Origin of the sequence: Kitasatospora sp. NPDC101157 (assembly GCF_044768255.1) — a bacterium.
In the GTDB taxonomy this organism is placed as follows: domain Bacteria; phylum Actinomycetota; class Actinomycetes; order Streptomycetales; family Streptomycetaceae; genus Kitasatospora.
Map to the genome: position 1 here is coordinate 574,954 of NZ_JBIWPL010000002.1, position 25,410 is coordinate 600,363.

21 protein-coding genes and 1 pseudogene are annotated in these 25,410 nt (G+C 73.4%); 12 read left to right on the forward strand and 10 right to left on the reverse strand.

The window, feature by feature from the left end; genetic code table 11:
• The 7 genes from ACIRVF_RS05895 to ACIRVF_RS05925 all read left to right on the forward strand — a co-directional run bounded on the left by ACIRVF_RS05895 (position 1) and on the right by ACIRVF_RS05925 (position 7,504).
• Positions 1-351, forward strand: a complete 351-nt coding sequence (locus ACIRVF_RS05895; RefSeq protein ID WP_402814251.1) for a nuclear transport factor 2 family protein — start codon at positions 1-3, stop codon at positions 349-351.
• 49 nt (positions 352-400) lie between these two features.
• Positions 401-1,444: a branched-chain amino acid aminotransferase gene (locus tag ACIRVF_RS05900; RefSeq protein WP_402814254.1), complete on the forward strand. Its 1,044-nt coding sequence runs from the start codon at positions 401-403 to the stop codon at positions 1,442-1,444.
• Positions 1,441-2,508, forward strand: a complete 1,068-nt coding sequence (locus ACIRVF_RS05905) for a class I SAM-dependent methyltransferase (RefSeq protein ID WP_402814256.1) — start codon at positions 1,441-1,443, stop codon at positions 2,506-2,508. Before ACIRVF_RS05900 ends, ACIRVF_RS05905 begins: the two co-directional genes overlap by 4 nt.
• Positions 2,509-2,563: 55 nt before the next feature.
• Positions 2,564-3,739: a cytochrome P450 gene (locus ACIRVF_RS05910; protein WP_402814259.1), complete on the forward strand. Its 1,176-nt coding sequence runs from the start codon at positions 2,564-2,566 to the stop codon at positions 3,737-3,739.
• A gap of 70 nt (positions 3,740-3,809) precedes the next feature.
• Positions 3,810-4,595, forward strand: a complete 786-nt coding sequence (locus tag ACIRVF_RS05915) for a thioesterase II family protein (RefSeq protein ID WP_402814263.1) — start codon at positions 3,810-3,812, stop codon at positions 4,593-4,595.
• The gene (locus ACIRVF_RS05920; RefSeq protein ID WP_402814266.1) at positions 4,592-5,581 is read left to right on the forward strand and encodes a TauD/TfdA family dioxygenase; all 990 of its coding nucleotides are present in this window, start codon (positions 4,592-4,594) and stop codon (positions 5,579-5,581) included. The genes ACIRVF_RS05915 and ACIRVF_RS05920 overlap by 4 nt, the downstream gene beginning before the upstream one ends.
• A 75-nt stretch (positions 5,582-5,656) precedes the next feature.
• On the forward strand, positions 5,657-7,504 hold the full coding sequence (locus ACIRVF_RS05925; protein ID WP_402814269.1) for an amino acid adenylation domain-containing protein: 1,848 nt from the start codon (positions 5,657-5,659) through the stop codon (positions 7,502-7,504).
• A gap of 76 nt (positions 7,505-7,580) precedes the next feature.
• Here ACIRVF_RS05925 and ACIRVF_RS05930 read toward each other — a convergent pair whose 3' ends face one another.
• The 5 genes from ACIRVF_RS05930 to ACIRVF_RS05950 form a co-directional block, all read right to left on the reverse strand.
• The gene (locus ACIRVF_RS05930; protein WP_402814271.1) at positions 7,581-10,151 is read right to left on the reverse strand and encodes a collagenase; all 2,571 of its coding nucleotides are present in this window, start codon (positions 10,149-10,151) and stop codon (positions 7,581-7,583) included.
• Between the two features lie 326 nt (positions 10,152-10,477).
• Entirely contained in the window at positions 10,478-11,509 is a 1,032-nt protein-coding gene (locus tag ACIRVF_RS05935) for an LLM class flavin-dependent oxidoreductase (protein WP_402814274.1), read from the reverse strand.
• A gap of 209 nt (positions 11,510-11,718) precedes the next feature.
• Positions 11,719-12,108 (reverse strand): SCO5389 family protein, encoded by a 390-nt coding sequence (locus ACIRVF_RS05940; protein ID WP_402814277.1) that lies wholly within the window; start codon positions 12,106-12,108, stop codon positions 11,719-11,721.
• Positions 12,109-12,212: 104 nt separating this feature from the next.
• Positions 12,213-13,784, reverse strand: coding sequence for an MFS transporter (locus ACIRVF_RS05945; RefSeq protein ID WP_402814280.1), 1,572 nt, complete (start codon positions 13,782-13,784; stop codon positions 12,213-12,215).
• A gap of 196 nt (positions 13,785-13,980) precedes the next feature.
• The gene (locus tag ACIRVF_RS05950) at positions 13,981-14,961 is read right to left on the reverse strand and encodes an Lrp/AsnC family transcriptional regulator (RefSeq protein ID WP_402814283.1); all 981 of its coding nucleotides are present in this window, start codon (positions 14,959-14,961) and stop codon (positions 13,981-13,983) included.
• A gap of 127 nt (positions 14,962-15,088) precedes the next feature.
• Between ACIRVF_RS05950 and ACIRVF_RS05955 the strand changes: the two genes are divergently transcribed.
• Both ACIRVF_RS05955 and ACIRVF_RS05960 read left to right on the forward strand, forming a co-directional pair.
• Complete coding sequence (locus ACIRVF_RS05955) at positions 15,089-16,549, forward strand: FAD-dependent monooxygenase (RefSeq protein WP_402814286.1); 1,461 nt, start codon at positions 15,089-15,091, stop codon at positions 16,547-16,549.
• Positions 16,550-16,686: 137 nt separating this feature from the next.
• Positions 16,687-16,866 (forward strand): annotated as a pseudogene (locus ACIRVF_RS05960) (cyanate hydratase); the annotation flags it as partial.
• A 120-nt stretch (positions 16,867-16,986) separates the two neighbouring features.
• On the opposite strand, the gene ACIRVF_RS05965 reads toward ACIRVF_RS05960, so the two are convergent.
• Positions 16,987-17,370 carry a hypothetical protein gene (locus ACIRVF_RS05965; RefSeq protein WP_402814289.1) on the reverse strand — a complete coding sequence of 128 codons (384 nt, stop codon included), beginning with the start codon at positions 17,368-17,370 and terminating at the stop codon, positions 16,987-16,989.
• 176 nt (positions 17,371-17,546) lie between these two features.
• On the opposite strand from ACIRVF_RS05965, the gene ACIRVF_RS05970 reads away from it, so the two are divergent.
• Positions 17,547-18,539: an alpha/beta hydrolase gene (locus ACIRVF_RS05970; protein WP_402814292.1), complete on the forward strand. Its 993-nt coding sequence runs from the start codon at positions 17,547-17,549 to the stop codon at positions 18,537-18,539.
• Between the two features lie 21 nt (positions 18,540-18,560).
• Here the strand turns inward: ACIRVF_RS05970 and ACIRVF_RS05975 are convergent, their stop codons facing one another.
• Positions 18,561-19,424 (reverse strand): phenylalanine 4-monooxygenase, encoded by an 864-nt coding sequence (locus ACIRVF_RS05975; RefSeq protein ID WP_402814294.1) that lies wholly within the window; start codon positions 19,422-19,424, stop codon positions 18,561-18,563.
• A 75-nt stretch (positions 19,425-19,499) separates the two neighbouring features.
• Complete coding sequence (locus tag ACIRVF_RS05980) at positions 19,500-20,975, reverse strand: hypothetical protein (RefSeq protein ID WP_402814297.1); 1,476 nt, start codon at positions 20,973-20,975, stop codon at positions 19,500-19,502.
• Between the two features lie 278 nt (positions 20,976-21,253).
• Between ACIRVF_RS05980 and ACIRVF_RS05985 the strand changes: the two genes are divergently transcribed.
• Both ACIRVF_RS05985 and ACIRVF_RS05990 read left to right on the forward strand, forming a co-directional pair.
• Positions 21,254-22,891 carry an alkaline phosphatase family protein gene (locus ACIRVF_RS05985; RefSeq protein ID WP_402814299.1) on the forward strand — a complete coding sequence of 546 codons (1,638 nt, stop codon included), beginning with the start codon at positions 21,254-21,256 and terminating at the stop codon, positions 22,889-22,891.
• 210 nt (positions 22,892-23,101) lie between these two features.
• Complete coding sequence (locus ACIRVF_RS05990) at positions 23,102-23,956, forward strand: hypothetical protein (RefSeq protein WP_402814301.1); 855 nt, start codon at positions 23,102-23,104, stop codon at positions 23,954-23,956.
• A 45-nt stretch (positions 23,957-24,001) separates the two neighbouring features.
• Here the strand turns inward: ACIRVF_RS05990 and ACIRVF_RS05995 are convergent, their stop codons facing one another.
• Positions 24,002-24,547 (reverse strand): YciI family protein, encoded by a 546-nt coding sequence (locus tag ACIRVF_RS05995; RefSeq protein ID WP_402814303.1) that lies wholly within the window; start codon positions 24,545-24,547, stop codon positions 24,002-24,004.
• An 81-nt stretch (positions 24,548-24,628) separates the two neighbouring features.
• Entirely contained in the window at positions 24,629-25,375 is a 747-nt protein-coding gene (locus tag ACIRVF_RS06000) for a 2OG-Fe(II) oxygenase (protein ID WP_402814306.1), read from the reverse strand.
• Positions 25,376-25,410 lie beyond the last annotated feature (35 nt).

A 25,410-nucleotide genomic window follows, 5' to 3' on the forward strand; every position in this document is an offset into this window, starting at 1 on the left:
ATGTCCCTGGAAACCGCCCACCGCATCTACGAGTTGATCGACACCGGCGACACGGCCGGACTGGCCGCGCTGTTCACCGAGGACAGCGTGTACCACCGGCCCGGCTACCCGCCCCTGGTCGGCCGGGGCCGCATCGAGCACTTCTACAACCACGAGCGGGTGATCCGCGACGGCCACCACACCCTCGACCGGGTGCTGGTCACCGAGGACGGCCTCGCCGTCCACGGCGGCTTCCGCGGCACCCTGCGCGACGGCAGCCAGGCCGCCCACCGCTTCGCCGAGTTCTTCGAACTCACGGCGGACGGCCTGATCAGCCGGCGCGACACCTTCTTCTTCGTCCCCCTGGTCTGAACCGACCCACTGTCAGAGCCCAGCCACCGTCAGAAGGGCAGTACCAGCCATGACCTCCGTGATCCCCAACCCGACCGCCGTCGACCCCGCCCGCGTCATCGCCGACCCCGGCTACGGCGAGGCCTTCACCGACCACATGGTCACCGCCGACTGGTCGCCCGAGAAGGGCTGGCACAACGTCGGCCTGCGCACCCTGGAGAACCTGACCCTGCACCCGGGCACGCTCGGCCTCCACTACGGCCAGGTGATCTTCGAGGGCCTCAAGGCCCACCGCCTCGCCGACGGCACGGTCCAGGCCTTCCGCCCCCTCGACCACGCCCGCCGCTTCCAGCGCTCCGCCCGCCGGCTCGCCATGCCCGAGCTGCCCGAGGAGCTCTTCGTCGAGGCGATCGACCGCCTGGTCGAGGCCGACGGCGCCATGCTGTCCGACGACCCGACCCACAGCCTCTACCTGCGCCCGCTGATGTTCGCCACCGACGTCACCCTGATGCTGCGGCCCTCGACCACCTTCCGCTTCCTGCTGATGGCCTTCTGCGCGGCCGGCTTCTTCGGCGACGACGTCGAGTCGGTGTCGGCCTGGGTGAGCCGCGACTACGTCCGCGCCTTCCCCGGCGGCACCGGGGACGTCAAGGTCGCCGGGAACTACGCGGGCTCCTTCGCCGCCCAGAAGCTCGCCCAGGACGCCGGCTGCCAGCAGGTGCTCTGGCTGGACGCCACCGAGCGCCGCTACATCGAGGAGATGGGCGGGATGAACCTGTTCTTCGTCCGCGGCACCGGCGAGGGGGCAGAGATCGTCACCCCCCGGCTCACCGGCACCCTGCTGCCCGGCGTGACCCGTGACACCGTCCTGCGGCTGACCGCCGAGCGCGGCTACCGTCCCCGCGAGGAGCGGATCGAGCTGGAGCAGTGGCTCGCCCAGTGCGCGGACGGCACCGTCAGCGAGGTCTTCGCCTGCGGAACGGCGGCGGTGATCACCCCGGTCGGCGCGATCCGCGACGGCGAGCGCACCTGGACCATCGGCACCGGCCGACCCGGCTCCGTCACCCTCGACATGCACCGCGCCCTCGTCGACCACCAGCAGGGGCGCCGGTGAAGCTCGACACCCTGAACCCCGACGACCCGGGCTGGCGGCTCCTGGCCGCCGGCCTCCGGGAGGCCGGCTACCGCACCGGGACCGTCCGCGAACTGCTCGGCGTGGACGAGCCGGTCGAGCGGATCCTCGGAGACTCCGGCCGGTTCTCCTACTTCTACCTGGAGGAACTGGCCGGACACCGGGACGCCGTCGCCGTGCTGGCCCGGCTCTTCCTCTTCGCCGGCGAGGTCGCGGCGGAGGAACTGGACCCGCTGCCACGACCGCTGCTGGACCTGCTGTGGGAACGGGAGCTGATCCGCGCCGACCCCGCCGACCCCTCGGCGGTGCACGCCACGGTCTGCCTGGTCGAGTACCGCGGCCGGTACGTGCTGTCGGACCTGCTCTTCGAGAACCGCTCCACCGGCTTCACCGTCCACGACGACAGCAGCCTCTGCATGCCGCTGCACTCGTCCTCGCTGGAACTGGTGGAGGCCCTGCGCGCCCCCGCGGACGCCCGGTCCTTCCTGGACGTCGGCTGCGGATCCGGCTGTCAGTCCCTGCTCCTCGGTGAGGGGTACGGCCGCCGGACCGGCTTCGACCCCAACCCGCGGGCGGTGGGCTTCGCCCGGCTCAACGCCGCCGTGAACGGCGTCGAGGCCTGCTTCGAGGTGGCCGGCTGGGAGACCTTCAGGGACGCCCCGTACGACCACATCGCCTTCAACGCGCCCGACACCGCAGCGGCGTTCGACTACATCAACGACCTCGGCCAGGGACTGGACACCATGCTGTCCGCGACCGGGCACGCCCAGATCCGGATCGTCTCCGAGGTGACGGCGCAGGAGGGCGACTGGGCGGGCGCGCTGGCCGCCCGCATCCCCGAGATGGGGCGCTGGGAGGTCGACATGCTGATGCACGCCGACTCCCCGTTCGGGCTCGCGCCGGAGGCCGTCCGCTCCGGGAAGCTCCCGTACGGAAGCCTGGTCGTCGACCACCCGTCGAAGACCGAGGAGTTCTGGGCGGGGATCGCCGAGCGGCAGGTCGTCGAGATCGTGGTCTCCACGCTGACGATGCGGCGCCGGCCCTGACGACGCGCCGGCGGCCCCGAACGGGCCGCGGACACTCCGAGATTGGACACTCACCTTGGACCTCGGAAACCCCGACCTCTACACCTCCACCGATCGCTTCGCCCTCTGGGAGGCGCGCCTCGCCGAGGGCGGCGCGGTGTGGAGCGAGCCGGGCAGCTCCCCGGGCGGATTCTGGTCCTTCTTCTCGCACGAGGACTGCAACACCGTGCTCTCCCCGGTCGCACCGTTCACCTCCGAGTACGGCATGATGATCGGCTTCGACAAGGAGCACCCGGACCGCTCCGGCGGCCACATGCTGGTGGTCTCCGAGGGGAGCAAGCACCAGCAACTGCGGCGCCACATCGGACCGTTGATGTCCCGGACGGCGGCCCAGTCGCTCACCTCCTTCATCGAGCAGGAGGTGAGCGAGCTGCTGGAGCGGCTCCGCGAGCGCGGTGGCGGTGACGTCGCCGCCACCTTCGGGCCGTACCTCCCGGCCGCCGTGGTCTGCGAGATCCTCGGCGTCCCGCAGCGGGACCGGGCCGAACTGATCGACCTCACCAACCACGCCTTCGGCGGCGAGGACCAGGTCTTCAACGGCATGACCCCGCGCCAGGCGCACACCGCGATCCTGGTCTACTTCTACGACCTCATCGCCCAGAAGCGGCGCCGCCCCGGCGAGGACCTGGTGAGCGTGCTGCTCGCCGACCGGAGCCTCACCGAGGAGGAAGTGCTGCTCAACTGCGACAACGTCCTCATCGGCGGCAACGAGACCACCCGGCACGCCATCGCCGGCTGCTTCCACGCACTGGCCTCGGCCCCGGACACCCTCGCCCGGCTGACCGGGGACCGGGGCCTGGTCGACACCGCCGTCGAGGAGCTCATCCGCTGGACCTCACCGGCGATGCACGTGCTGCGGGTCGCCACCGAGGACACCGTGGTCGGCGGACAGCCGATCGCCCGGGACACCCCGGTGGTCGCCTGGCTGCCCGCCGCCAACCGCGACCCGAAGGTCTTCGACCGGCCCGGCCTCTTCCTGCCCGACCGCACCCCCAACCGGCACCTCGCCTTCGGCCACGGCGCCCACCACTGCCTGGGCGCGGCCCTCGCCCGGGTCGAACTCGGCGCCCTGCTGCGGGTGCTGGCCGAGCAGGTGCGCGGGGTCGGCCTGGCCAAGGACGTCGAATGGCTGCGCGCCCTGGTCGTCCAGGGCTACCGCGCCCTGCACGTCGAACTCGACTGGCACCGGTGACGCCGCCGCTGCCCCACCCCTCCCACCACCGACGGAAGTATCCCCGGATGCCTCAGGAGATCAGACAACCATGACCGTTCAGCGGCTGCAGGACACCACGGTGGTCCGGCCCCTGCCCCGGCCGGACGCCACCCGCACCATGCTCTGCCTGGGCTTCTGCGGCGGCGGGACCGGCCCGTTCCGACCCTGGCTCGACGTCCTCGGCGAGGACACCGAACTCGCCCTGCTCTGCTACCCGGGCCGGGAGGGCCGCTTCGCCGAGGACTTCGCCCCGGACTGGGACGCCCTCGCCGAGGACGCCACCGACGCCGTCGCCCTCGCCATGGCCGAAGCGCCCGACCGGGCCTTCCAGCTCTTCGGCCACAGCATGGGCGGCTGGATGGCCTTCGATGTCGCCGTCCGGCTCGCCGAGCGCGGCGCGCCGCTGCCCGAGGGCCTGATCGTCTCCGCCTGCAACGCCCCCGACCGCGGCGTCACCGAGCGGGACCGCTTCCCGCGCATCGAGGACACCGAGGGCCGGCTCCTGGAATGGATGCGGACCACCGGGCTGCTGCCGGCCCACGCCGCCGACGACCCCGACCTGCGGGAGATGGCCGTCGAACTGATGCGCGCCGACATCACCGTCCGTGACTCCTACCGGCCCCGGCCCGGCGTCACCACCACCGTGCCCGTGCACCTGCTCCACGGCGAGGACGACGAGGTCATCGAACCGTCCGTGGCCGAGGAGTGGGCCCGCTGCGCCACCGGCGGACTCACCGTGACCGCCCTGCCCGGCACCCACTTCTACACCCGGACGGTGTGGGCGGAACTGCCCCGCCACTTCGGCACCGGCACTGACGAGGAGGAGCACGCATGACCATCGACTGGATCGGGGAACCCGGAGCACCGCACACCGCCGTGATCGACGGCCTGCCCGACGCCGGAGCCGCCGCGCGGTGGCTCCGGGCCCACCGCGGCGAACTGCGCGCGGCGCTCGACCGGCACGGCGCGCTCCACCTGCGCGGCCTGCCCGTCCGGGACGTCGCCGACTTCACCCGGGTCCGCGACGCGCTGTTCGCCGAACGCGCCGCCTACCAGGAGAAGGCCACCCCGCGCAGCGACTTCGGCGACGACGTGTTCTCCTCCACCGACCTGCCGCCCGCGCAGGCCATCCGGATGCACAACGAGAACAGCTACACGCTGACCTTCCCCGGGCTGCTGCTGTTCGGCTGCCTGGTCGCGCCCGAGGAGGGCGGCGCCACGCCGGTCGCCGACGTCCGGCGCGTCCTGGCGCACCTGCCGGCCGAACTCGTCGAGCGCTACCGTCGGCACGGCTGGCGGCTGACCCGCAGCTACGGCGAACACCTCTCGCTCGGCTGGCGGACCACGTTCGGCACCGACTCGCGCGCCGAGGTGGAGCGCTACTGCGCCGACCACGCCATCGAGGCCGCCTGGGGCGAGGACGGCGTGCTGCGCACCAGCCAGCTGCGCTCGGCGACGATCCACCACCCCCGCACCGGCGAGGAGCTGTGGTTCAACCACCTGGCGTTCTGGAACGAGTGGTCGCTCGACCCCGCCATCCGGGACGTCATGGTCGACGAACTCGGCCCGGACGGCCTGCCGTTCAACACCGCGCTCGGCGACGGCACCCCGCTGACCCCCGAGGAGACGGCCGTCCTGAACGAGGCGTACGAGCGCGCCACCGTCCGCCGCCGGTGGCAGCCCGGCGACCTGCTGCTGGTCGACAACCTCCTCGCGGCGCACGGCCGGGACCCCTTCCGGGGCGACCGCCGGATCGTGGTCGCGATGGGGGAGGCCGTCGCCCTGGCGGACTGCGCGCCCACCCTGCCCGTCACCGGCTGACGCCCGCTCCCCGCCCGCACCCGCTCCCCGCCCGCACCCGTCCTCGCCCGCCCGGCCCCCAGAAGGAGCCCAGCCATGTCCGCAGCACCGACCCTCCGGCCCTCGTCGGCCGCCCCCGGCGAGCCCGTGCCGCCCGTCCGGGACCTCCTGGAGCGCTTCCGGGAGGCCGCCGCCCGCCACCCGGAACGGGACGCCGTCGTGGCGGCCGACGGCACAGTGCTCGGCTTCGGCGCGCTGGCGGGCCGGGTCCGGGAGCTGGCGGCGGTCCTCGGGGGCGCCGGGATCCGGGCCGGCGAGTACGTGGGCGTCGCCGCGGACCGCGGACCGGAGCTGGTGGTCGCCCTGCTGGCGGTATGGCAGGCCGGGGCGGCGTACGTCCCGCTCGACCCGGCCCACCCCCGGGCCCGCCTGGCGGCGGTGACCGAGGACACCGGACTGCGCGTGGTGATCGACCCGGACGCCGGACGGGCGGCCTCCTGGCCGGGCGGTGTCCGAGTGCTCACCCCGGGCACCGCCGGGCCGCTCGGCGCGGGGACCGACGCGAACGACGCGAACGATGCGACCGACGCCCCGCCGCCCGCCGGTGCCCCCGCGTACGTCATCCACACCTCGGGCTCCACCGGCCGCCCCAAGGGCGTGGTAGTGAGCCGGGACGCCGTCGCCCACCTGGTCGCCGCCCTGGAACGCAGCGGCGCCTACCCCGACCGTCCGGCCCGGGTGGCCTGGAACGCCAGCCTCTCCTTCGACGCCTCGGTCCAGCAGTGGGCCCGGATCTGCCGCGGCGACACCCTGCTGCTGCTCACCGAGTCCCTGCGCGCCGACCCGGCCGCCCTCGCCGCCCACCTGCTGCGGCTGCGCGCCACCGACCTCGACGCCACCCCGTCCCACTGGTCGCTGCTGGCCGAACCGGTCTCCGGGGCGGCCGGAGGGCTCCCGGACGGCCTGCGGCTGTTCCTCGGCGGCGAGGCCGTCCCCGCCCCGATGTGGCGCGACCTCGCCGACCTCGGCGCCCGCTCGGTCGTCCGGGCGCTCAACCTGTACGGCCCGACCGAGTGCACCGTCGACGCCACCGCCGGCCCGATCGACGGCACCGAACCGCACATCGGCCGGCCGCTGCCGGGCGTCGGCGCGCACGTCCTCGACGACCGGCTGGACCCGGCCGACGAGGGCGAGCTCTACCTGACCGGCCCCGGCCTCGCCCTCGGCTACCTGCGCCGCCCCGCGCTGACCGCCGAGCGGTTCTGCGCCTCGCCCTTCGGGCCGCCCGGAACCCGGATGTACCGCACCGGCGACCGGGTCCGGCGCCGCGCCGACGGCGCCCTGGACTATCTCGGCCGGGTCGACCAGCAGGTCAAGCTGAACGGCTTCCGGATCGAACTCGGCGAGATCGAGGCCGTGTTGACGGAACACCCGGCCGTCGCCGCGGCGGTCGTCGCCCTGCGCGAGCACCCGGCCGCCGGCCGCAGCCTGGCCGCGTACTGGGTGCCCGCCCCCGAAGCAGGCGCCGACCCCGAGCCGCTGCGCCGCCACCTGGCGGAGCGGCTGCCCGCCCACCTGACCCGGCTGTCGCTGACCGTCCTGGAGACGCTCCCGCTGGGGCCGAGCGGCAAGGTCGACCGGGCCGCGCTGCCCGCGCCCGCCGAGCAGGCTGCCGCCGAGCCGTCGGGCGAGGACGAGGACGCCGCCCCGACGGGCGAGCTGGAGACCCTGATCGCCGTGGCCTGGCAGGACGTCCTCGGCCGCGAACGGGTGCTGGCCACCGACGACTTCTTCGCCCTCGGCGGCCACTCGCTGGTCGCGCTGCGCGTCGTGGCCGACCTCAGGAAACAACGTGGGACGGTCATCCCGACCCGGCTGGTCTACCAGAACCCCCGGCTGCGCGACCTGGCCCGGGCCATCGCCGAGCGAACCGCCGCCTCCTGACCTCCCGGGTCGGTCGGAACGGCCGAGCGGCGCGCCCCCCGCCGGGGACGCGCCGCTCGGCCGTTCGGTCGGCGGATCAGTACTGGGTGCTGACGGTCACCCCGCTGAAGTCCGTGGTGGCGTAGAGGCTGACGTACCGGTAGCCCGCCGTGGTGTTGGTGACGGTGAGGGTCTGGGCGGTGCCCGGGTTGGTGGAGGCGGCGGTGTGGGCCGCCGGGGAGGCCCAGGTGTCGGGGTTGTAGTAGAGGGCCGCGTTGCCGGTGCCCCCGGAGGTGGAGACCTTCAGGGTCGTGGTGCCGGCCGGCAGGTAGAGGTAGAAGTAGTCGAGGTTCCCGGCGGTGCGCGCCTGGTTCGGGCGGGAGCAGTTCTGGCCGAGCGCGTCGGTGCGCGGGTCGGTGCAGGTCGGCAGGGTGGCGCTGCCGCCGGTGGTGACGGTGACCGAGGACGGGGTGCTGGCGGACTTGCCGGCGCTGTCGGTGACGGTCAGGGCGACGGTGTAGGTGCCGGGGGCGGCGTAGGTGTGGGCCGGGTTGCGCTCGTCGGAGCTGCTGCCGTCGCCGAAGGTCCAGTGCCAGGAGGCCAGCGTGGCCTTGGAGTTGGTCTCGACGGACTTGTCGGTCAGGGTGACGGTGGCGCCGTCGACGGACTGGCCGAAGAGCGCGGTCGGACCGTCGGCGTAGCAGGCGCCCGCGGCGCAGGCGGTCAGCCAGCTGTCGAAGTCGGCGTCGTACGAGGTGCCGAGGCCGTTGTAGACCGCGTAGCCGCCCTGGTAGTCGCCGGTGCGGAAGTGGCCGAGCATGTTCTGGACGTCGGCGGGGTGCTTCTCGACCATGTAGCGCACGGCGAGGTAGCCCCACGGGTAGGTGCGCACGGTGTCGGAGTTGTCGTAGGTGTTCTGGAAGATCGTGCTGAGCTTGTAGCGGTGCGCGGCGGCCTCGTCCATCGCCTGGGTGTCGGTGGTGCCGCGGTAGGCGTAGGACTCGTACTCGGCGACGCCCTCGATCCACCAGATGTCCGGGACGGAGATCTCGGTGGAGAAGTTGCCCTTCATGTCGTAGATGTTGTCGAGGTAGTGGGTGTACTCGTGGTTGAGGTTCCACACGTTGGCGGGGAAGCCGTCGTTCCACGACTTCTGGTACATCACCGACACGGGCTTGTTGTTGGGGTCGGTGACGTCCATGACGGTCTGGCCGCCGTTGTCGGTGGAGTTGTTGTAGATCGCCCAGGAGTAGGTGAGGTAGTCGTCCCGGTTGGAGAAGACGGCGAGGGTGATGGTCTTGCCGTACTGGTCCGGGACGGGCCCGTTGTCCTTGACGAGGTTGTGGAAGAAGGTGTCCTCGCCGCGCAGGCTCTCGCAGACGGTCGACAGCTCCTGGGGCGAGAGGCCCTCGGTGCGTATGGTGCGGTTGTCGCAGACCAGGGTGTTCGGCAGGACGGCGGCGGTGAGCTTGCCGGGCAGGTCACAGGTGCCGTAGTAGGAGCACTGCGCGTTGTCGTACCGGTTGGCGTTGTACGCGGTGTAGACGTACAGCTTGCCGACGGCGCCGGAGATCGGGGTGGTGTCCAGCACCTTCTTGACCAGCGGCTTGGCGACGGCCTCGATGCTGCCGCCGTCGCCGGCGGTGCGGGCGAGGTCGTTGCCGGCGTTGACGTCGAGGAAGGCGTTGGCCGTGGTGAGCAGGTCCTTGTGGTTCTGCGCGAAGTTCGCCAGCGTGGTGACCACACCCGGGTCGGCGGTGACGGCGCTGACGTAGTCGGGGTTCCAGTTCGCCCGCCACAGCGGCGCCCACAGCACGGAGTTGACGGCGCTGACCATCTTCGGGAACGCGTTGTACCCGTTGCCGTAGTCGTTCAGGACCTGCTGGTAGACCTTCAGGTAGTGGGCCTGGATGTCGGCGCTGTCGGTGAGGATCAGCACCTCGCTGAGCACGGCGCCGTTGGCGTCGCTGACGTCCTTGCGGTGGGCGGTCGCGAAGAAGGCGTCGAGGCCGGCCTGGACGGCGGAGGTGAGCGTGCCGTCGTACGGGCCGACGGCGCCGGCGTTGTTGGACTGGACGTAGTAGCCGGCCCGCAGGAAGAGCACGAGCTGCAGGAGGTTGGCGGAGTTGTCGCCGGTGTAGTTCGCCGCCTGGGTCTTGAAGGCGTTGGCGACGGCGAGCATCTGCGACTGCTTGAAGACCTTGCCCGCGTCGGTGCCGGTGACGTTGAAGAGCGTCTTGACGCAGTCCGTGGTCGCGCCCTGGACGAAGGAGACCAGGGCGGCGCCGCTGCGGCTGCCGAAGTCGGCGGCCGTGCAACTGGGCGCGGCCGGGGCCTGCGCGGCCTGCGCGCGCCCGGCAGCGGGGGCGGTGGCGTGGGGATCGGGGGCGGTCTGGACGGCCGTCCCGGTCGGCTGGAGCGCCTGGCCGAGCAGCTCCGGCGGGAGCGGCGCGGCCGTGCGCCCCAGGGCTTCGGAGGTGTCGGCGGCGGCGACCTCGGCGCCGAACGGCTTCGGCGCGGCAGTCCCGGCCCGGGCCGGAGCCTGGGCGGTGGGGTTCGCCTCCGCCACGGTCGTCGCGGAGGCGGCGAGGGCAGGGGTCGGTAGCAGGGTGGCGGGCCCGGCGAGGGCGGCGGCCACCAGGAGCGGAAGGGATTGGCGCAGACGCACTGCGGTGTCCTTGTCCTGAGGTGGGGGAGGTGACGCGGCGTCGGCCACGAGGCGAGGGGGGAGTTGACGTGTGACCTGTCACCGGAATCAGGGTCAGAACAATGTCACAGGTTATATGTCATCGCAAGGGTGTGCGCAGGAGCGGCTCCTGGCGGCCGTCGGCCGTGAGCGGGCCACCCGTGGGCGGGTGGAACGGGTCCGGCCCGGCTCCCCCGAGGTGGGGAGCCGGGCCGGCCGGAGGATACGAGGAGGGCGACCCTCGGGCAGCGCAAAACGGCCGGTGCGGTCGACGGGCACCGCGCCGGCGGCTCGGCGGCCCGGCTTCGTCAGGCCGCGGGCGACCAGCCGAGGGCCGGTCCGAGCCGGGTGGCGAGGTCGGTGAGGATCTGGACGTAGTCCTCGTGCCCGAAGGTGAACGGCAGGGCGAAGGCGACCTCGTCGACCTCCCGGTAACCGGCGTGGGCGTGCAGGCGTTCGGCGAGCTCCGCGGAGGTGCCGACCAGGTCGGGGGCGAAGAGCAGCCGGGCCGGGCCCTGCGGGGCGAGGGTGCGCGGAGTGCGGGCGAGGGCGTACGCCTCGTACCTGGCGCGCTGCTCGGGGGTGGCGCTGTCGGTGGGGATGACCACCAGGCCCTGGGAGACCCGGGCGCGCTCGCCCTCGGGGTGCAGGGCCCGGAAGGCGCGGATCAGCTCGGCCTGGATCTCGGCGAAGTCCCGTGCGGCGTCGTCCGGTCCGGGCTTGACCACGCTACTGGTCAGCAGGTTGAGCCCGTGCTCGCCGGCCCAGCGGGCCGAGCGCAGGCTGCCCGCGCCGTACCAGAGCCGGTCGGCCAGGCCTGGTGAGTGCGGCTGGACCCGGCGCGAGTACACCTCGATGCCCTCGGTGCCGGCGAAGTCGGAGGCGTCCTCGCCGCGGACCAGGGCGAGCAGCCGTTCGGCGCGGCGGTGACCGAAGTCCTCGTGGTCGCCGGTGTCGGGGTAGAGGGCGCCGCGCACCTGCTCGTAGTGGGTGGGCAGGCCGACGCTGAAGCCGGGGTTGAGCCGGCCGCCGGAGAGCAGGTCGACGGTCGCGAGGTCCTCGGCGAGCCGCAGCGGGTTCTCCCAGCCGAGCGGGGTGACGGCGGTGCCGAGTTCGATGCGGCTGGTGCGCTGGGTGGCGGCGGCGAGGACGGCGACGGGCGAGGAGATCCCGAACTGGAGGTGGCGGTGGCGCAGCCAGGCGCTGTCGAAGCCGAGCCGCTCGCCCAGGGCGATCAGGTCGAGAGTGGACTCGTGGCCCCGGCGAGGGTCGGCCTCGTCGAAGAGCCCGATGGTGAGGAAGCCGAGTTTCCGCAGCGGGCGGGGGGAGGAGTGCGGCATGGTGGCGGCTCCGCGTGGGATCTTGCGGCCCGGGGAGGGCCGGACGGCTGGTGCCCGTCGACCGTACGCAGGCCGTCCGCGGGCCGACAAGATCGGCGCGCGATCCGGACAGCCGATCGCAACGGGCCGCAACGCGGTGCAACACCGGGGAACCCGCGCCGGGTGCCCACCCTTCGGGGGCGGGCACCCGGCGCTGCCGTGCCTGCGGGTCAGCAGCTGCGCAGCTCCGGGCTCTGGTTGCGGATCTGGTTGTGCAGCGAGGTGAACTCGCGGTAGGCCTCGCTGTCCTCGGAACCGGGCCGGAAGGCGCCGACGCGGTGGCAGTTGACGAAGGCGAGCTTCACGCCGAAGTGGTCCTCCAGGCTGCCGCGGATGGCGTTGCCGGCCAGTGCGCGCAGCAGCTGGGCGCGCTCCTCGTCGCTGGGCGTGGTGTTGTCGGTGGTGAACTCGGCGTCGGTGGCCGCGAGTTCGGCGCTGAGTCCGGCGACGACCTGGTAGGCGTACGGGAGCGAGCCGCGCACGGTGTCGAGGAAGTCGGCCTTGTCCACGCGGCCGTTGCGGGCCTGGTCGAGCAGGGCGGGGGAGACGTCGAGCGACATGGGGGTCCTCTTTCGCGGGGCGCGCCCAGGGGCGCGCCGGGGGATGGTTAGCGAAGATGAAAACCATTTGCGAGAAGGACTCTCCTGGAACCCCCGACGGCCTGTCAAGTACCGCCCCTCGGAGGGCTGACGCCCGGCGCTCCCGTCGAAGGGACGGCGCCCGGAGCCTGCGGCGGCCGTGGCACCTTGATGACGAACACCGCGATCAGCACCGCGAGCGCGGCGAACACCAGTCCCACCCGGAAGGCGGCTTCGATGCCGTGCACCAGCACCTGCGAGGAGTACGGGGCCGGCAGCTTCCCGCTCGCCCGGAACTGGAGGGCCTGCTGCGGGGTGGCCTGGCCGAGGAACTTCCCGACCTGCTGCCGGGCCTCGTTGCGGCTCGCCGTGCCGAACACCGTGACCAGGATCGACAGGCCGAGCGAACCGCCGACCTGCTGGGTGGTGTTGAGCATGCCGGTGGCCGCCCCGGTCTCGTGCGGGGCGACGTGCGAGACGGCGGTGAGCATCACCGGGACGAAGATCGAGCCCATCCCGAAGCCGAACAGCAGCGTCGGCCCGAGGATGCCGCCCGCGAAGGTGCTGCCGATGTCGATCCTGGTCGCCCAGAACACCCCGCACAGCACCAGGACCGAGCCGGTGACCAGGAAGGGTTTGGGGCCCCAGCGCAGCTGGTTGCGCGCGGCGAACTGGGCGGCCGCGACGATCGCGGCGCTGATCGGCAGGAAGGCGAAACCGGCCCGCAGCGGGCTGTAGTCGAGGATCTCCTGCACGAACAGGGTGATGAAGAAGAAGATGCTGAACATCGTCGCCGCCACGCACAGCATCAGCCCGTACGCGCCGGAGCGGTTGCGTTCGCGGAACAGGTGCAGCGGGGTGATCGGCTGGGGCACCCGCCGCTCGTTCACCAGGAAGGCCGCCAGCAGCACGACCGCCAGGCAGAACGCGGTGAGCGTGACGGCGTCCGTCCAGCCGTGGTCGGAGGCCCGGATGAAGCCGTACACCAGCGACACCATGCCCGCCGTGGCGGTGAACGCGCCGGTCAGGTCGAAGCGCCCGGGGTGCCGCTCGGACTCGTTGATGTACAGCGGCGCCAGCACGGCGATCGCGATGGCGATCGGCACGTTGACGAACAGCACCCACCGCCAGGACAGCCAGGAGGTCAGCATGCCGCCGAGCAGCAGGCCCACCGCCCCTCCCGCACCGGCCACGGCGGAGTACACCCCGAACGCGCGGTTGCGATCCGGGCCCTCCTTGAAGTTGGTGGCGATCAGTGCCAGCGCGGTCGGTGAGGCGATCGCCCCGCCCACCCCCTGGAGCGCCCGGGCCGCCAGCAGCCAGGCCGAGGACTGGGCGACCCCGCCGAGCAGTGAGGCCAGGCCGAACACCAGCACGCCGACGATGAACACCCGCCGGCGCCCGAGGATGTCGCCGGTGCGCCCGCCGAGCAGCAGCAGCCCGCCGAAGGTGAGGGTGTAGGCGTTGATCACCCAGGACAGGTCGGTGGTGGAGAACTTCAGCGCCTGCTGGATGTGCGGCAGGGCGATGTTCACGATCGTGATGTCGAGAACCACCATCAGCTGGGTGGCCGCGATGACGGTGAGGGCTATCCCTGGGTGCTGGCCCCGACGTGCGGTCGCGGGCGGAGCCGTGGCCAGGGCACGCGAGGTGGCCATGGCAGGTTCCCCAATGGCTCGGGGGCGAACGAGGGGCAGGAGACGGATTCGTTCACCACCAACGACAGTAGACCCGGCCGATAGGGAACTCAACCGTTCATTACGGACATGCGGTGAGTTCCGGACAATCGCTGATCAGAGGTGTGAAAGCGGCTCGGCCCGGCTCGGCGGGGGTGCGGCCGGGCGCCGGGGACCGCTACGCCCGGGACGCGGCCTGCTTGACGGTCCGGATCACCGGCGCCGTCTCGACCTGGAGGACGCCCGGGAGCGCGCCGACCCTGGTGGTCAGGTAGCGGTACAGCGCCCGCTGGTCCGCGCAGACCACGGTGGCGTACAGATTGGTCGGGCCGGTGGTGGCGGCGGCGAAGGCGACCTCGGGGTGGCCCGCCAGCGCCCGGCCGGCCGGTTCCAGGTGCGGGGGAGCGACGGAGAGCCACAGCAGCGTCCGGGTGCCGACGCCCAGCAGGCGCTTGTCGCAGTCGATGTCCAGATAGAGCACCCCGCGTTCCCGCAGCTCCGTCATCCGGCGCCGGACCGTGCTGGGTGACCAGCCGGTCAGCTCGGCCAGTTGCTCGAAACCGGCGCGGCCGTCGGCGGCGAGGGCGGCGAGCAGCCTGCGGTCGCCGTCGTCGAGCCGTACGGGCCCTGGCCGGTCCGGCAGCGGGCGGCGGGGCGACGGCTCGGGGCGCAGCGCCTCGACGGCCCGCGCGTCCAGCGGGCCCAGCTTGGCGATGACGCTGTCCGGGCCGCCGTAGAAGGTGTGCAGCACGGAGTGGGCGCTCACCCCCTCCACCCGCGGGGTACGGGGGAGCCGGGCCAGGAGCAAGGCCTCGCTGTCGGCCTCGCTCTCGGTGCGGACCGTGCAGGTGATCTCGGTGCCGCCGGAGGACAGGCTCACCCAGGAGGTCTCCGGGCGCCGGGCCAGGGCCTCGGCGACCGCGACCGCCGCGGAGGGTGCGCACCGCACCCGCAGCAGCCACAGCACCGCGCCCAGCGCCGTCGGGTCGATCCCCCCGAGCACCCGCACCGCACCGGCCGAGCGCAGCCTCGCGTACCGGCGGGCGACGGTGCGGTCCGACACCCCGAGAACCGCGGCGATCGTGCTGAACGGGGCCCGGCCGTCGACCTGCAGGGCGTGGACGAGGCGGCGGTCCAGGTCGTCGTAGTCGGATTCCACCGCGCCGAGCGTAGCCGGTGTCGGATCCCGCCGCCATCGCCCCGGTCACTCGTCCAACCGCCCCGGCAGGGGCGAGCGTTGGTCCCGTCACGAGAACCACTGTTCGACGGAGACCAGGGAGAGAACCATGGACACCGACGTACTCGTCGTCGGCGCCGGCCCGACCGGACTGACGGCGGCCAACGAACTGCTGCTGGCGGGCGCATCGACCGTACTGGCCGACCGGCTGCCGCAGCGCAGCGCCCTGTCCCGGGCCGGCGGCATGCAGTCCCGCACGGTCGAGGCGCTCGACCAGCGCGGCCTGCTGGAACCGCTGCTGGCCACGGGGGACCACCCGGTCGGCACCAGCCACTTCGCCGGCATTCCGCTGCCCGCCGACAGCACCGCCCGCCCCCGGCTGCCGTGGCGCTCCGTCCCGCAGGTTGACCTGGAGGGCTTCTTCGAGGAACACCTCGCCGCGCAGGGCCTGCGCGTCCGGCGCGACCACGAACTGGTCCAGCTCGCCCAGGACGAGGAAGGCGTCACCGCGAGCTTCGCCAACGGCCGTACCGTCCGGGCCCGTTACCTGATCGCCGCGGACGGCGGCCACAGCACGGCGCGCTCCCTGCTGAAGGCCGAGTTCCCCGGCCGGGCGGGCACGGCGACCACGATCGCCGCCGACGTCCGGCTCAGCGGCACCGAGGAGCTGGGGACGCACCACCGCGCCGAGGACGGCACCTGGGCGGCGGTGTTCCCGCTCGGCACCGACGACCGGGGCAGGCCGCTGCGCCGCCTCGCCCTGGGCGGGCCGGGCCGCTCGGTGCCCAGGGACGTCCCGATCACCGAGGAGGAGATCCGCACCGGACTGCTGGCCGTGTTCGGCGAACGGGTGCGGCTGCTCGAACTCCGCCACGCCCGGCGGATCACCAACGCGGCCCGGCAGGTCGCGCGGTACCGCCACGGGCGGATCTTCCTGGCCGGCGACGCCGCGCACGTGCACCTCCCGCTCGGCGCCCAGGGCATGAACACCGGCATGCAGGACGCCTTCAACCTGGGCTGGAAGCTCGGCGCCGCCGTGCGCGGCTGGGCGCCGGAGGGCCTGCTCGACAGCTACCACACCGAACGCCACCTGGCCGGCGCCCTGGTGCTGCGCAACGTCCAGGCGCAGAGCCTGCTGATGGACTGGGAGGGCACCGGCGACCCGGAGGTGACGGCCACCCGGGAGCTCTTCACCGAGCTGGCCGAGCTGCCGGAGGTGCGGCGCCGCCTCGGCGACGTGATGGCCGGGATGGCCACCCGCTACCCGATGCCGGACGCCGCTCCCCACCCGCTCCTCGGTGGTCCCGCCCCGGACGTCGACCTCGGCCCGGCGCGGCTGCACGAACTGCTGCGCTCCGGACGCGGGGTGCTGGTCGACCCCCTGGGCACCCTGGCCGGGACCCTCGCCCCCTGGACCGACCGGGTGGACCGGGTCGGCTGCGTCGGCCGGGGCGCTGCGGCGGTCGAGCCGATGCTGGTGCGACCGGACGGCTACGTCTGCTGGACCGGCACCCCGGAGGCCCTGCGACCGTCCCTCACCCGCTGGTTCGGCGCCCCGGCGTCCAGCTGATCCGCCCCGCGGCGGGCGTTCCGGCGGCCGGTCCGCTGCTCACCACCCCGGTCGGCCTCCCCGGCGAGCCACTGCCCGGGGGGCCGGCCTCCGCCGTCCTGCTCGCCGGCGTGCTCACCCCTCGGCAGGCGCTCAGCTACGAGATGCTCCAGGTGTACGGCACCACCCTCAAGGCCCTGGTCCACGAGCAGTTCGGCGACGGCATCATCTCCGCGATCAACTTCAAGCTCGACGTGAAGAAGGTCGCCGACCCCGAGGGCGGCGAGCGCGCCGTCATCACCCTGGACGGCAAGTACCTGCCGACCAAGCCCTTCTGACCCGGCCCTCGGGCGGGGCGGGTCGACCGCCCGCCCCGCCCGGCCCACCGACTCCGAGGCCCTTCGACACCGTCGACATCTTCGACACTGCGCGCACCGCGTTCGGCGCGGCGGCTCGCCTCAGGTGCGGGTGTGCCCGGGCAGCGGGCCGTACTCGGCGCAGAAGTCGCAGTCGCAGCTGGTCAGGGAGTTGGCCTGGCAGTGGGCCGTCTCCCAGGACCGCGAAGCACACGGCCCCGGATCGACGGGGGAGCCGTCCTCGGGCAGGCTGCGCCGGCACCAGTCGCAGCGGACGGCGGTCGGCACCCCCGCCTGGCGCAGGACCTGTAACGCACGGGAGGCGACCTCGAACGGGACGTCGGTCACGAGGGCGGCCGCCCCGGTGTCCAGCACCTGGCCACTGCGCCACAGGCTCAGACCGGTCACCGTGCGGACCGCCTTGAGCGCGGCCGCACCGCGGGGCGAGGCACCGGCCAACTCCACGGTGAACTGCGGGTCCTCCACAGCTCCCCCTCCCCGCCCGGCGACACGTCGACCCGCCCAGTCAACCGCCAGGCCGGTCCGCCGGTCCACCGGTTTCCGGCGGCGGGGTCGGGGGCGCGGAGGGGCCCTGCCAGCCCGGCTGGCAAGCTGGACCGGTCGGGGCGCCGCCGGGTGCCCCACGGGCAGGGGGTGCTGTGATGGATGAGGTGTCGGCCCGACGGGTGCCGCCGTTGGATCCGCAGGTGGGCGCGGCGGTGGCGGCCGCCGGTGAGCGGGCGCGCGGGGTGCTCACCCCGGAGGACCTGGCGGCCTGGCAGGAGCGCGACGCCGCCAGCCGGCCCCGGCCGACGCTCGACCGGCTGCGCGACGGCGGCCGCTTCGAGGTGGCGGAGCTGCGCGCACCCCGGGCCGACGGCGGGGGAGAGGTCACGCTCCTCTCCGGGCGGCCCGCGGGAGCCGGCGGCACGCTGCCGGTGCTGTACTACCTGCACGGTGGCGGAATGGTGACGGGCAACGCGTGGTCCGTCCTGCCCCGGCTGCTGCGCTCATGGGCGCTGCCGCTGGGACTGGCCGTGGTGTCCGTCGAGTACCGGCTCGCGCCGCGCACCCGCTTCCCGGGGGCCGTCGACGACTGCTGGGCCGGGCTCACCTGGGTCGTCGAGCACGCCGACGCGCTGGGTCTGGACGCGCGGCGCCTGGTGATCGGCGGCAAGAGCGCCGGCGGCGGACTCGCCGCGGCCCTCGCCCTGCTGACCCGCGACCGCGGCGGCCCGGCCCCGGTCGGCCAGCTGCTGCTGAGCCCGATGCTCGACGACCGCGGCGACACCTTCTCCAGCCACCAGATGGTCGGCCACGACACCTGGGACCGCGCCTCCAACGCCACCGCCTGGCAGGCCGTCCTCGGCGACCGCTACGGCGCCGCCGACCTCTCGCCCTACGCCGCCCCGGCCCGCGCCACCGACCTCTCACGGCTCCCCGCCACCTACGTCGAGGTGGGCTCCGCCGAAACCTTCCGCGACGAGGCCGTCGCCTACGCCGACGCCATCTGGCGAGCAGGCGGCGACGCCGAACTGCACGTCTGGCCCGGCGCCTGCCACGGTTTCGACACCCTCGCCCCCCACGCGGCGGTCTCCCAGGACGCCCTCGCCGCCCGCACCCGCTGGCTGCGCCGCATCCTCCCGTCGGAATGAGCCTCCGACCCGGCCGGTTCGTCAGCCGGCTCGCCGGGCACCGGCCGGGCCGCGGCCGAAGCGCGGCGCGCTCCCTTCGTCGAGCTTCTCCAGGAAGCCGTTCAAGGTGTCGGCGACCTCGTGGAGGCAGCGGGCACTGAAGAGGACCGGCTGGTAGCCGGAGATCTCGTACGGGGTGGCGAGCACGGCCTCGACGTCCAGGGCCTGTACGCGGGCCAGCCCCAGGCGTCGGATCTCCCCGTAGGAGGACAGCAGGGCCGCCCCGTAGGCCTTCGGCCTGCCGCCTTCGTCGAGGACGCCGTACTCCAGGGTGAACCAGTAGACATCGCTGATCATCTGCAGGACGTCCGCGTCGTCGATGCGCCTGGCGGCACGGCCGATCGCCCGGTAGATGTCGGCGAACGCCGGGCAGGACAGGTGGGTCCCGTGGCCGAGGACGTCGTGGATGACATCGGGCTCGGGGGTGAACAGCGGTACGGCGGGGTGCCGGACGAACTGCACGGCGTGGAAGTAGCCGTCGGCCATCGCGCCGAGGAACCGCTTGTTGGCGACGACGCCTCCCGCGAGGGTGAACTCGAATCCCGTCCTGCGCCGCAGTTCCGGTCCGACCTCCGCATGCTGCGGGATGCGGTCGGCGGGGATCGGCGCCTGCTCCCTGGCGTCGAGGACGGCGTGGCAGGCGTGTTCGCCCTGGGCCGCCCACAGCGCCCGGTGGACGATCCGCCACGTCCGTTCCTCGCCCTCGCTGTACTCGACCCTTGGCGCGGGATCGCCGACCCGGTGCCCGCGCGCCACGGCGGCGAGGGACCGGCGCCGTCGCAGATAGTGCGGATCGCTCAGTCCGGGGTGCTCGGCCGGCACGCCCAGCCGCCCGTCGGCCGCCACGGGCGTGCGCCCTGGTGTTTCGCCCACACGGTGCTTGTTCCCCACGCCCACGGACCCATGCACCTGGCCCGGGCGCTACAGGGCCGCCTCGGCCAACAGCCGGTCCATGTGCTCGACGGGCAGGTGCGGCGAGGCGCCCGCGGCCTCCGCGACGCGCTCGGACGGGTCGGCGAGGAGTCGGAGCAGGGACGCGAGCGGGAGGTTGCGGTGGCCGGCCACGGCGCGGCGGACGCGCTCCTCGGGGTCGGCGGCCAGTTTCTCGGCGAGTGCCGGGGGCAGATCGGGATCGCGGGGCGCGAGGGAGCGGAGCCGGGGCTCGGGGTCGCCGGCGAACCGGCGCAGGGTCGCCGGCGGGAACGGAAGGACCTGCGCCCGGTCCCACCAGAACGTGAACTTGTCGCGCCGGGGGCGGTAGCGGCGTTCGATGTCCTCGGCCGTCGCGGGATCGACCAGGTGCGGGGCGGTGTGGGCCATGGTGAGGCGGACGATCTCCTCCTCGTCGCCGAGCAGCCGGACCACCGCGTCGGTGGGCAGGGCCTCGCTCGCGGCCGCCGAGGCCCGGAAGCAGACATAGGGCGAGTCGATGTGCGGCAACGGATCGGCCGTGACCCACGGCAGGACCATGGTCCGCAGCTCCGTGGGTGCGCCGGCGTCCAGGTACCACTGCAGTTCCGCCTCCTCGTCGGCGTCGGGTCCCGGTTCGACCCGCGAACGCGAGAGCTCGTGGACCGAGGCGTGGATCCGGGCCCGCACCTGCTCCGGTGTGTCAGCCCGGGCGAAGACCCTCACCCGGACCCTCAGGGCCGGATCGACGGCGAGGTCGTCGCGGACCTCCGGTGGCAGGGCGGGATGCCGGGCGAGCTCCGCGCGCACGTCGGCGTCCGGGTCCCGGGCGAGCCGCTGGAGGGTGTCGGGGTGGAGAACGGCGTGTACCACCGCGCCCGCCCGGGTCACCGGGTCGGCCAACAGCGCCGGCACCAGGTCCGGGGGCGGTACCGGATGCGGCAGACGGGCGAAGAAGGTCGAGCAGGCCGCGGCGCGGACCTGTGCCTCGGGATCGGTCAGCAGGATCCGGCGGACCGCTTCCGGCGCCCGGGTCCAGTGCTTCGCCAACGCGGCGCGGACCGCCGGGTCGGGGTCGCCCGCGAGGCGGGCCCGCAGGTCGGACGGTGTGTGATCGCCCTGGGCCAGGTACTCACGGACCTCGGACTCCGGGTCGTCGATGAGCCGCTCCAGCAGCTCCCTCGGCGCGTTCGCGGTGTCGACGACGAGCGCGGACCGCACCGCGACGTCCGGATGGGCGGCCAGGCGGATCCGGACCCGGTCGGCCAGTTGCTTGTTGAGCGCCAGGCTGTGCAGGAGCCAGCGGTCGTCCGTGGCGATGATCTCGTCGGCCATGGCCTCGGTGACGTCCGGTCGCCCGGCCACCTTCCCCCAGCCCTGCCGCCAGGCGAACAGTCGCCGGATCATCGGGGCCGGCAGTGCGGGATTCACCGCCAACCCGTCCAGCACCGTGGCGAGGTGGACCGGAGTCGTGCCGTCAGCGTTCATCCGGCCAGGATGCCAGCCGGGCCGTCAGGCGACGGCGCCGGGCCGCCACGCGGCGACGCCGGGCGGCTCATCGAAGCGCGCTCCGGCGACACCTGTCATGTCTCCGCGCAAATCCCTTGAAAGAAGGGCGAGTTGGTGAGAACTGGGTAAAACCGAACATCTCGCCGCACGGCGGTCCGGTGCTGTTCATGTGCCGGCCGCCGACGGTACACCGAGGGCTCCCAGCCTAGGGGCCGCAGCACCGCCACGTCCCCCTCACCCTTCCCCAGGAGCCCCTCGTGACCCGTCGTTACCTCCGGCTGGCCGCCACCCTCGGCGCCGCCGGTGTGCTGGCCGGATCCACCGTCGCCCAGGCCGCCGCCGCCGAGGAGGGCCGCGGTGCCCGTGCCCAGCACGTGCTGCTGGTCTCGGTCGACGGCCTGCACCAGTCGGACCTGGCCCGGTTCACGGCCGCGCACCCGCAGTCGGCCCTGGCCCGGCTGGTCCGTGGCGGTGTCGAGTACACCCACGCCAGCACCACCAATCCCTCCGACTCCTTCCCCGGCATGGTCGCGCAGCTGACCGGCGGCGGCCCCGGCACCACCGGCGTCTACTACGACGACACCTACAACGCCGCGCTGCTCCCGGCCGGCACCACCGACTGCAAGGGCGCCAGGCCCGGCGCCGAGGTCGACCTCACCGAGGACCTCGACCGGAACCAGGACTCGATCGACGCCGGCCAGGGCCTGGCCGGGCTGCCCGGCTCCATCCTGCGGATGACCGGCCGGCCGCAAACCCTGATCGACCCCGCCAAGCTGCCGGTCGACCCGCGGACCTGCCGGCCCGTTCAGCCGCACTCCTACCTCCAGGTGAACACGGTCTTCGAGGTGGCCCGCCAGGCCGGGCTGCGCACCGCGTGGTCGGACAAGCACGCCGCCTACGACATCCTCAACGGCCCCTCCGGCGAGGGCATCCAGGACCTCTTCACCCCGGAGATCAACAGCAAGGCGCCCGGCTACGACGGGGACTGGACCAAGGACAACCAGGCCACCGAGCAGTACGACGCGTACAAGGTGCAGGCCGTCCTCAACGAGATCGACGGCTACGACCACAGCCGCTCGCAGCAGGTCGGCACCCCGGCGGTCTTCGGCCTGAACTTCCAGTCCGTCTCCACCGCGCAGAAGCTCAGGAGCTCCGATGGCCTCCGGGGCGGATACATCGGCAAGGGCGTGCCCGGCCCGCTGGTCGAGAAGAACCTGGAGTTCGTCGACCAGCAGATCGGCGCGCTCACCGACGAGCTGCGCAAGCAGCACCTGGACGGCTCCACCACCGTCATCCTGTCGGCCAAGCACGGTCAGTCGCCGATCGACCCCGCCGCCCTCAACCGGATCGACGACGGCCCCCTGCTGGCCGGCCTCAACGCGGCCTGGAAGGCCGCCCACCCCGGCGCCGGCGACCTGGTCGCCCACGCCGTCGACGACGACGGTGTGCTGCTCTGGCTGAACGACCGCTCCGCGGCCGCCACCGGGTTCGCCGAGGACTACCTGCTGGCGCAGAACGGCAGCGGTGTGGACATCGACGGCAAGGCCCGCCCCTTCACGAGGAGCGGCATCCAGAAGGCGTACGCCGGCAAGGCGGCCGCCGACCACTTCCACGTCGAGCCGGGCGACCCCCGGGTCCCGGACGTCTTCGGCGTCGCCCAGTACGGCGTCGTCTACACCGGCGGCAGCAAGATCGCGGAGCACGGCGGCGATCACGCCGACGACCTGGACGTCCCGCTGGTCGTCTCCGGCGCCGCCACCCCGAACGGCGTCCGCCACGACGGGAAGGTCGAGACCAAGCAGATCGCCCCGACCGTCCTGAAGCTCCTCGGCCTCCAGCCCGACGCCCTCCAGGCCGTCCGCGCGGAGCACACCCGGGTGCTGCCGGTCCGCTGACGACCGGGGCCACCGGTCGATCGGAGCGCCGGAAGCCCCGACGGCCTGGCCCCGGCCTGGGCGGCCGTACGCCATCCGCGTACGGCCGCCCGGCACGTTCGGGTGATCTTCCGTCGGTCCGGGTCGTAGCCGGCCGTCGGCCTCGTTGGAGCCGGTGATCCAGTCACGACGAGTCGCGAGCGCAGCGACCGCATCGAGCAGGGAGACCGGATGGACGACCAGACCGCCTTCGGCGACGGGCGGGGCCGGGGCAAGGCCCGTTTCGACGACATCTACGACCAGCCCGATCCCCGGGCCTACTTCGCCCGGCTGGCTCCTCTCGACTACCAGATCCCGCACCACGCGCAGGCGGAGTTCCGCCGAACCCTCGCCGAGCGCCTTCGGGCGGCCAACCGCTCGGACCGGGTCGCCGTCCTCGACCTGTGCTGCTCGTACGGCATCAACGCCGCTCTGCTGAACCACGACCTGACGCTCGCGGATCTCTACGCCCACTACACCGGCCCCGCGTCGGATCGTCTGACGACGGAGGAACTGGTCGAGCGGGACAAGCAGTTCTACGCCGCCCGACGCCACCGCGACGCCGTACCGGTCGTCGGCCTCGACATCGCCGGGAACGCGCTCTCCTACGCCCTGGCCGTGGGTCTCCTGGACGACGCCTGTTCGGTCAACCTGGAGCGGGAGGAACCGGACGCCTCGGTGCGTCGTGCGATGGCGCACACCGGCCTGATCCTCTCCACGGGTGCCGGGAGCTACGTCACCGACCGCACCGTCTCCGCCCTGCTGGGCCAGGCCCGCCACCCCGTGTGGATCAGCGCCTTCATCCTGCGCACGGTCGACTACCAGCCGGTCATCGACTGTCTGAGCTCCTACGGACTGGTCACCCGGTCCGACCCGGCCGACCTCCACCCCCAACGGTTGTTCGTGACCCCGGACGAACAGCGCCAGGCCGTTGCGGCGGTGCTGCGAAGTGGTCAGGCGCCTCACGGGCTGGAGAGCGCGGGGCGGTACTACGCGCGGCTGTACCGTTCCCGTCCCGCGGGCGCGTGGGCCGACCGACCGGCGTGACCTCCGCGCGCCGCGAGGCCGTGCGCACGCCGGTCCCGGCCAGGGCTACGACGGACGCCCGCCGAAGGTCCACCTGTGCACCTCGATGTCGGCGTACCGCTCCGGGGTCAGTACGGCGCGGGCCGCCTTCTCGTCCGGCGCCCGGAGCAGTACGGCCGTGCCCAGCCAGGTGACGCCGTCGTCGGACAGGAGCGGCCCGTAGGCGATCAGTTCGTCCCGGTCGGGCGGCGGGGTGAGGTCGGCGGGCTGCCCGGTGCCGAGGCCGAGCACCAGGTAGTGGTTGCGGGCGGTCTCGCCGCCCGGGAACTCCCACATGGTGCGCCCGAGCAGGTTGCGCCAGCGCCGCAGCAGTACGTCGCGGTAGACGCCGGCCTGGTAGTTGGGCTCGTCGAAGGCGAACGCCCGGGCGGCGGCGGGATCCGGCAGGTCGACGATGTGGACGCTTCCCGTGGGGATGTCGTCGTCGAAGGTCGGGCCGCGGGCGATCAGCTCTTCCGCGTACCGGTCCATGTAGGACCAGTGTTCTTCGACCAGCTGGTGGCGCAGTGCGACGGAGTCGGGCCGGTCGCGGTGGTAGCAGAGGAACTCCATGGGTGCAGCCTCTCCCCAAGTAACCCACGGGGTCCAGCGGTTAAGAGCGCACGGGCGTCGCGTCGGGAGGTTCACGCCCTGTCAGGCGTCGTGGAAGACGAGTCCGAGCGCGTGCCGCCGCCCCGAGCGCACGGTGCTCACCCCGTGCCGTACCGGGGCGGCCGAGAAGCCCCGGGCCGAGCGGACGGGCCGGTCGCGGGTGGTGAAGACCAGGCCGTGGCCCCGCGGGAGGACGGTGCTGGTGCCCCGGGACTGCGCGCGGGGGCGCTGTTCGACCAGGAGGAACTCGCCGCCGGTGTAGTCGGTGCCCGGCTCGTCGAGGCCGATGACCACCTGGAGCGGGAAGACGAGGTCGCCGAAGAGGTCGCGGTGCAGCGCGTTCCAGTCGCCGGCCTCGTAGCGCAGCAGGATCTGCGAGGACTTGCCCTGGCCGGCGGCGTGGCACCGCTCCAGCCACTCGTCCAGGCTGTCGGGCCAGGGCGCGGGCCGGCCGAGCTGCTCCGCCCAGCCGCGGGCGATGGTGAGCAGGTGCGGGTAGAGGGCCCGGCGCAGCGCCTGGACGGGCTCGGGCAGGTCGTGGGTGAAGTAGCGGTACCGGCCGGAGCCGAAGCGGTGGCGGGCCATGTCGACGGTGGAGCGGAACAGCTCGTCGCGGTCGTAGAGCGCGGCCAGGTCGCGGCACTCCCGGGGGGTGAGGAGCTGTGGGGTGAGCGCGCAGCCGTGGGCGTCGAGTTCCTCGGCGAGGGCGGGCCAGTCGGCCGGGCCGACGCGCTCCTGGGCGGGGAAGGGCGCGGACGGGCGGGTGGTTCGGGTGGTTCGGGTGGTCACGCCGTCCAGTCTCCGGCTCGCCCTCGCCCGCCGCC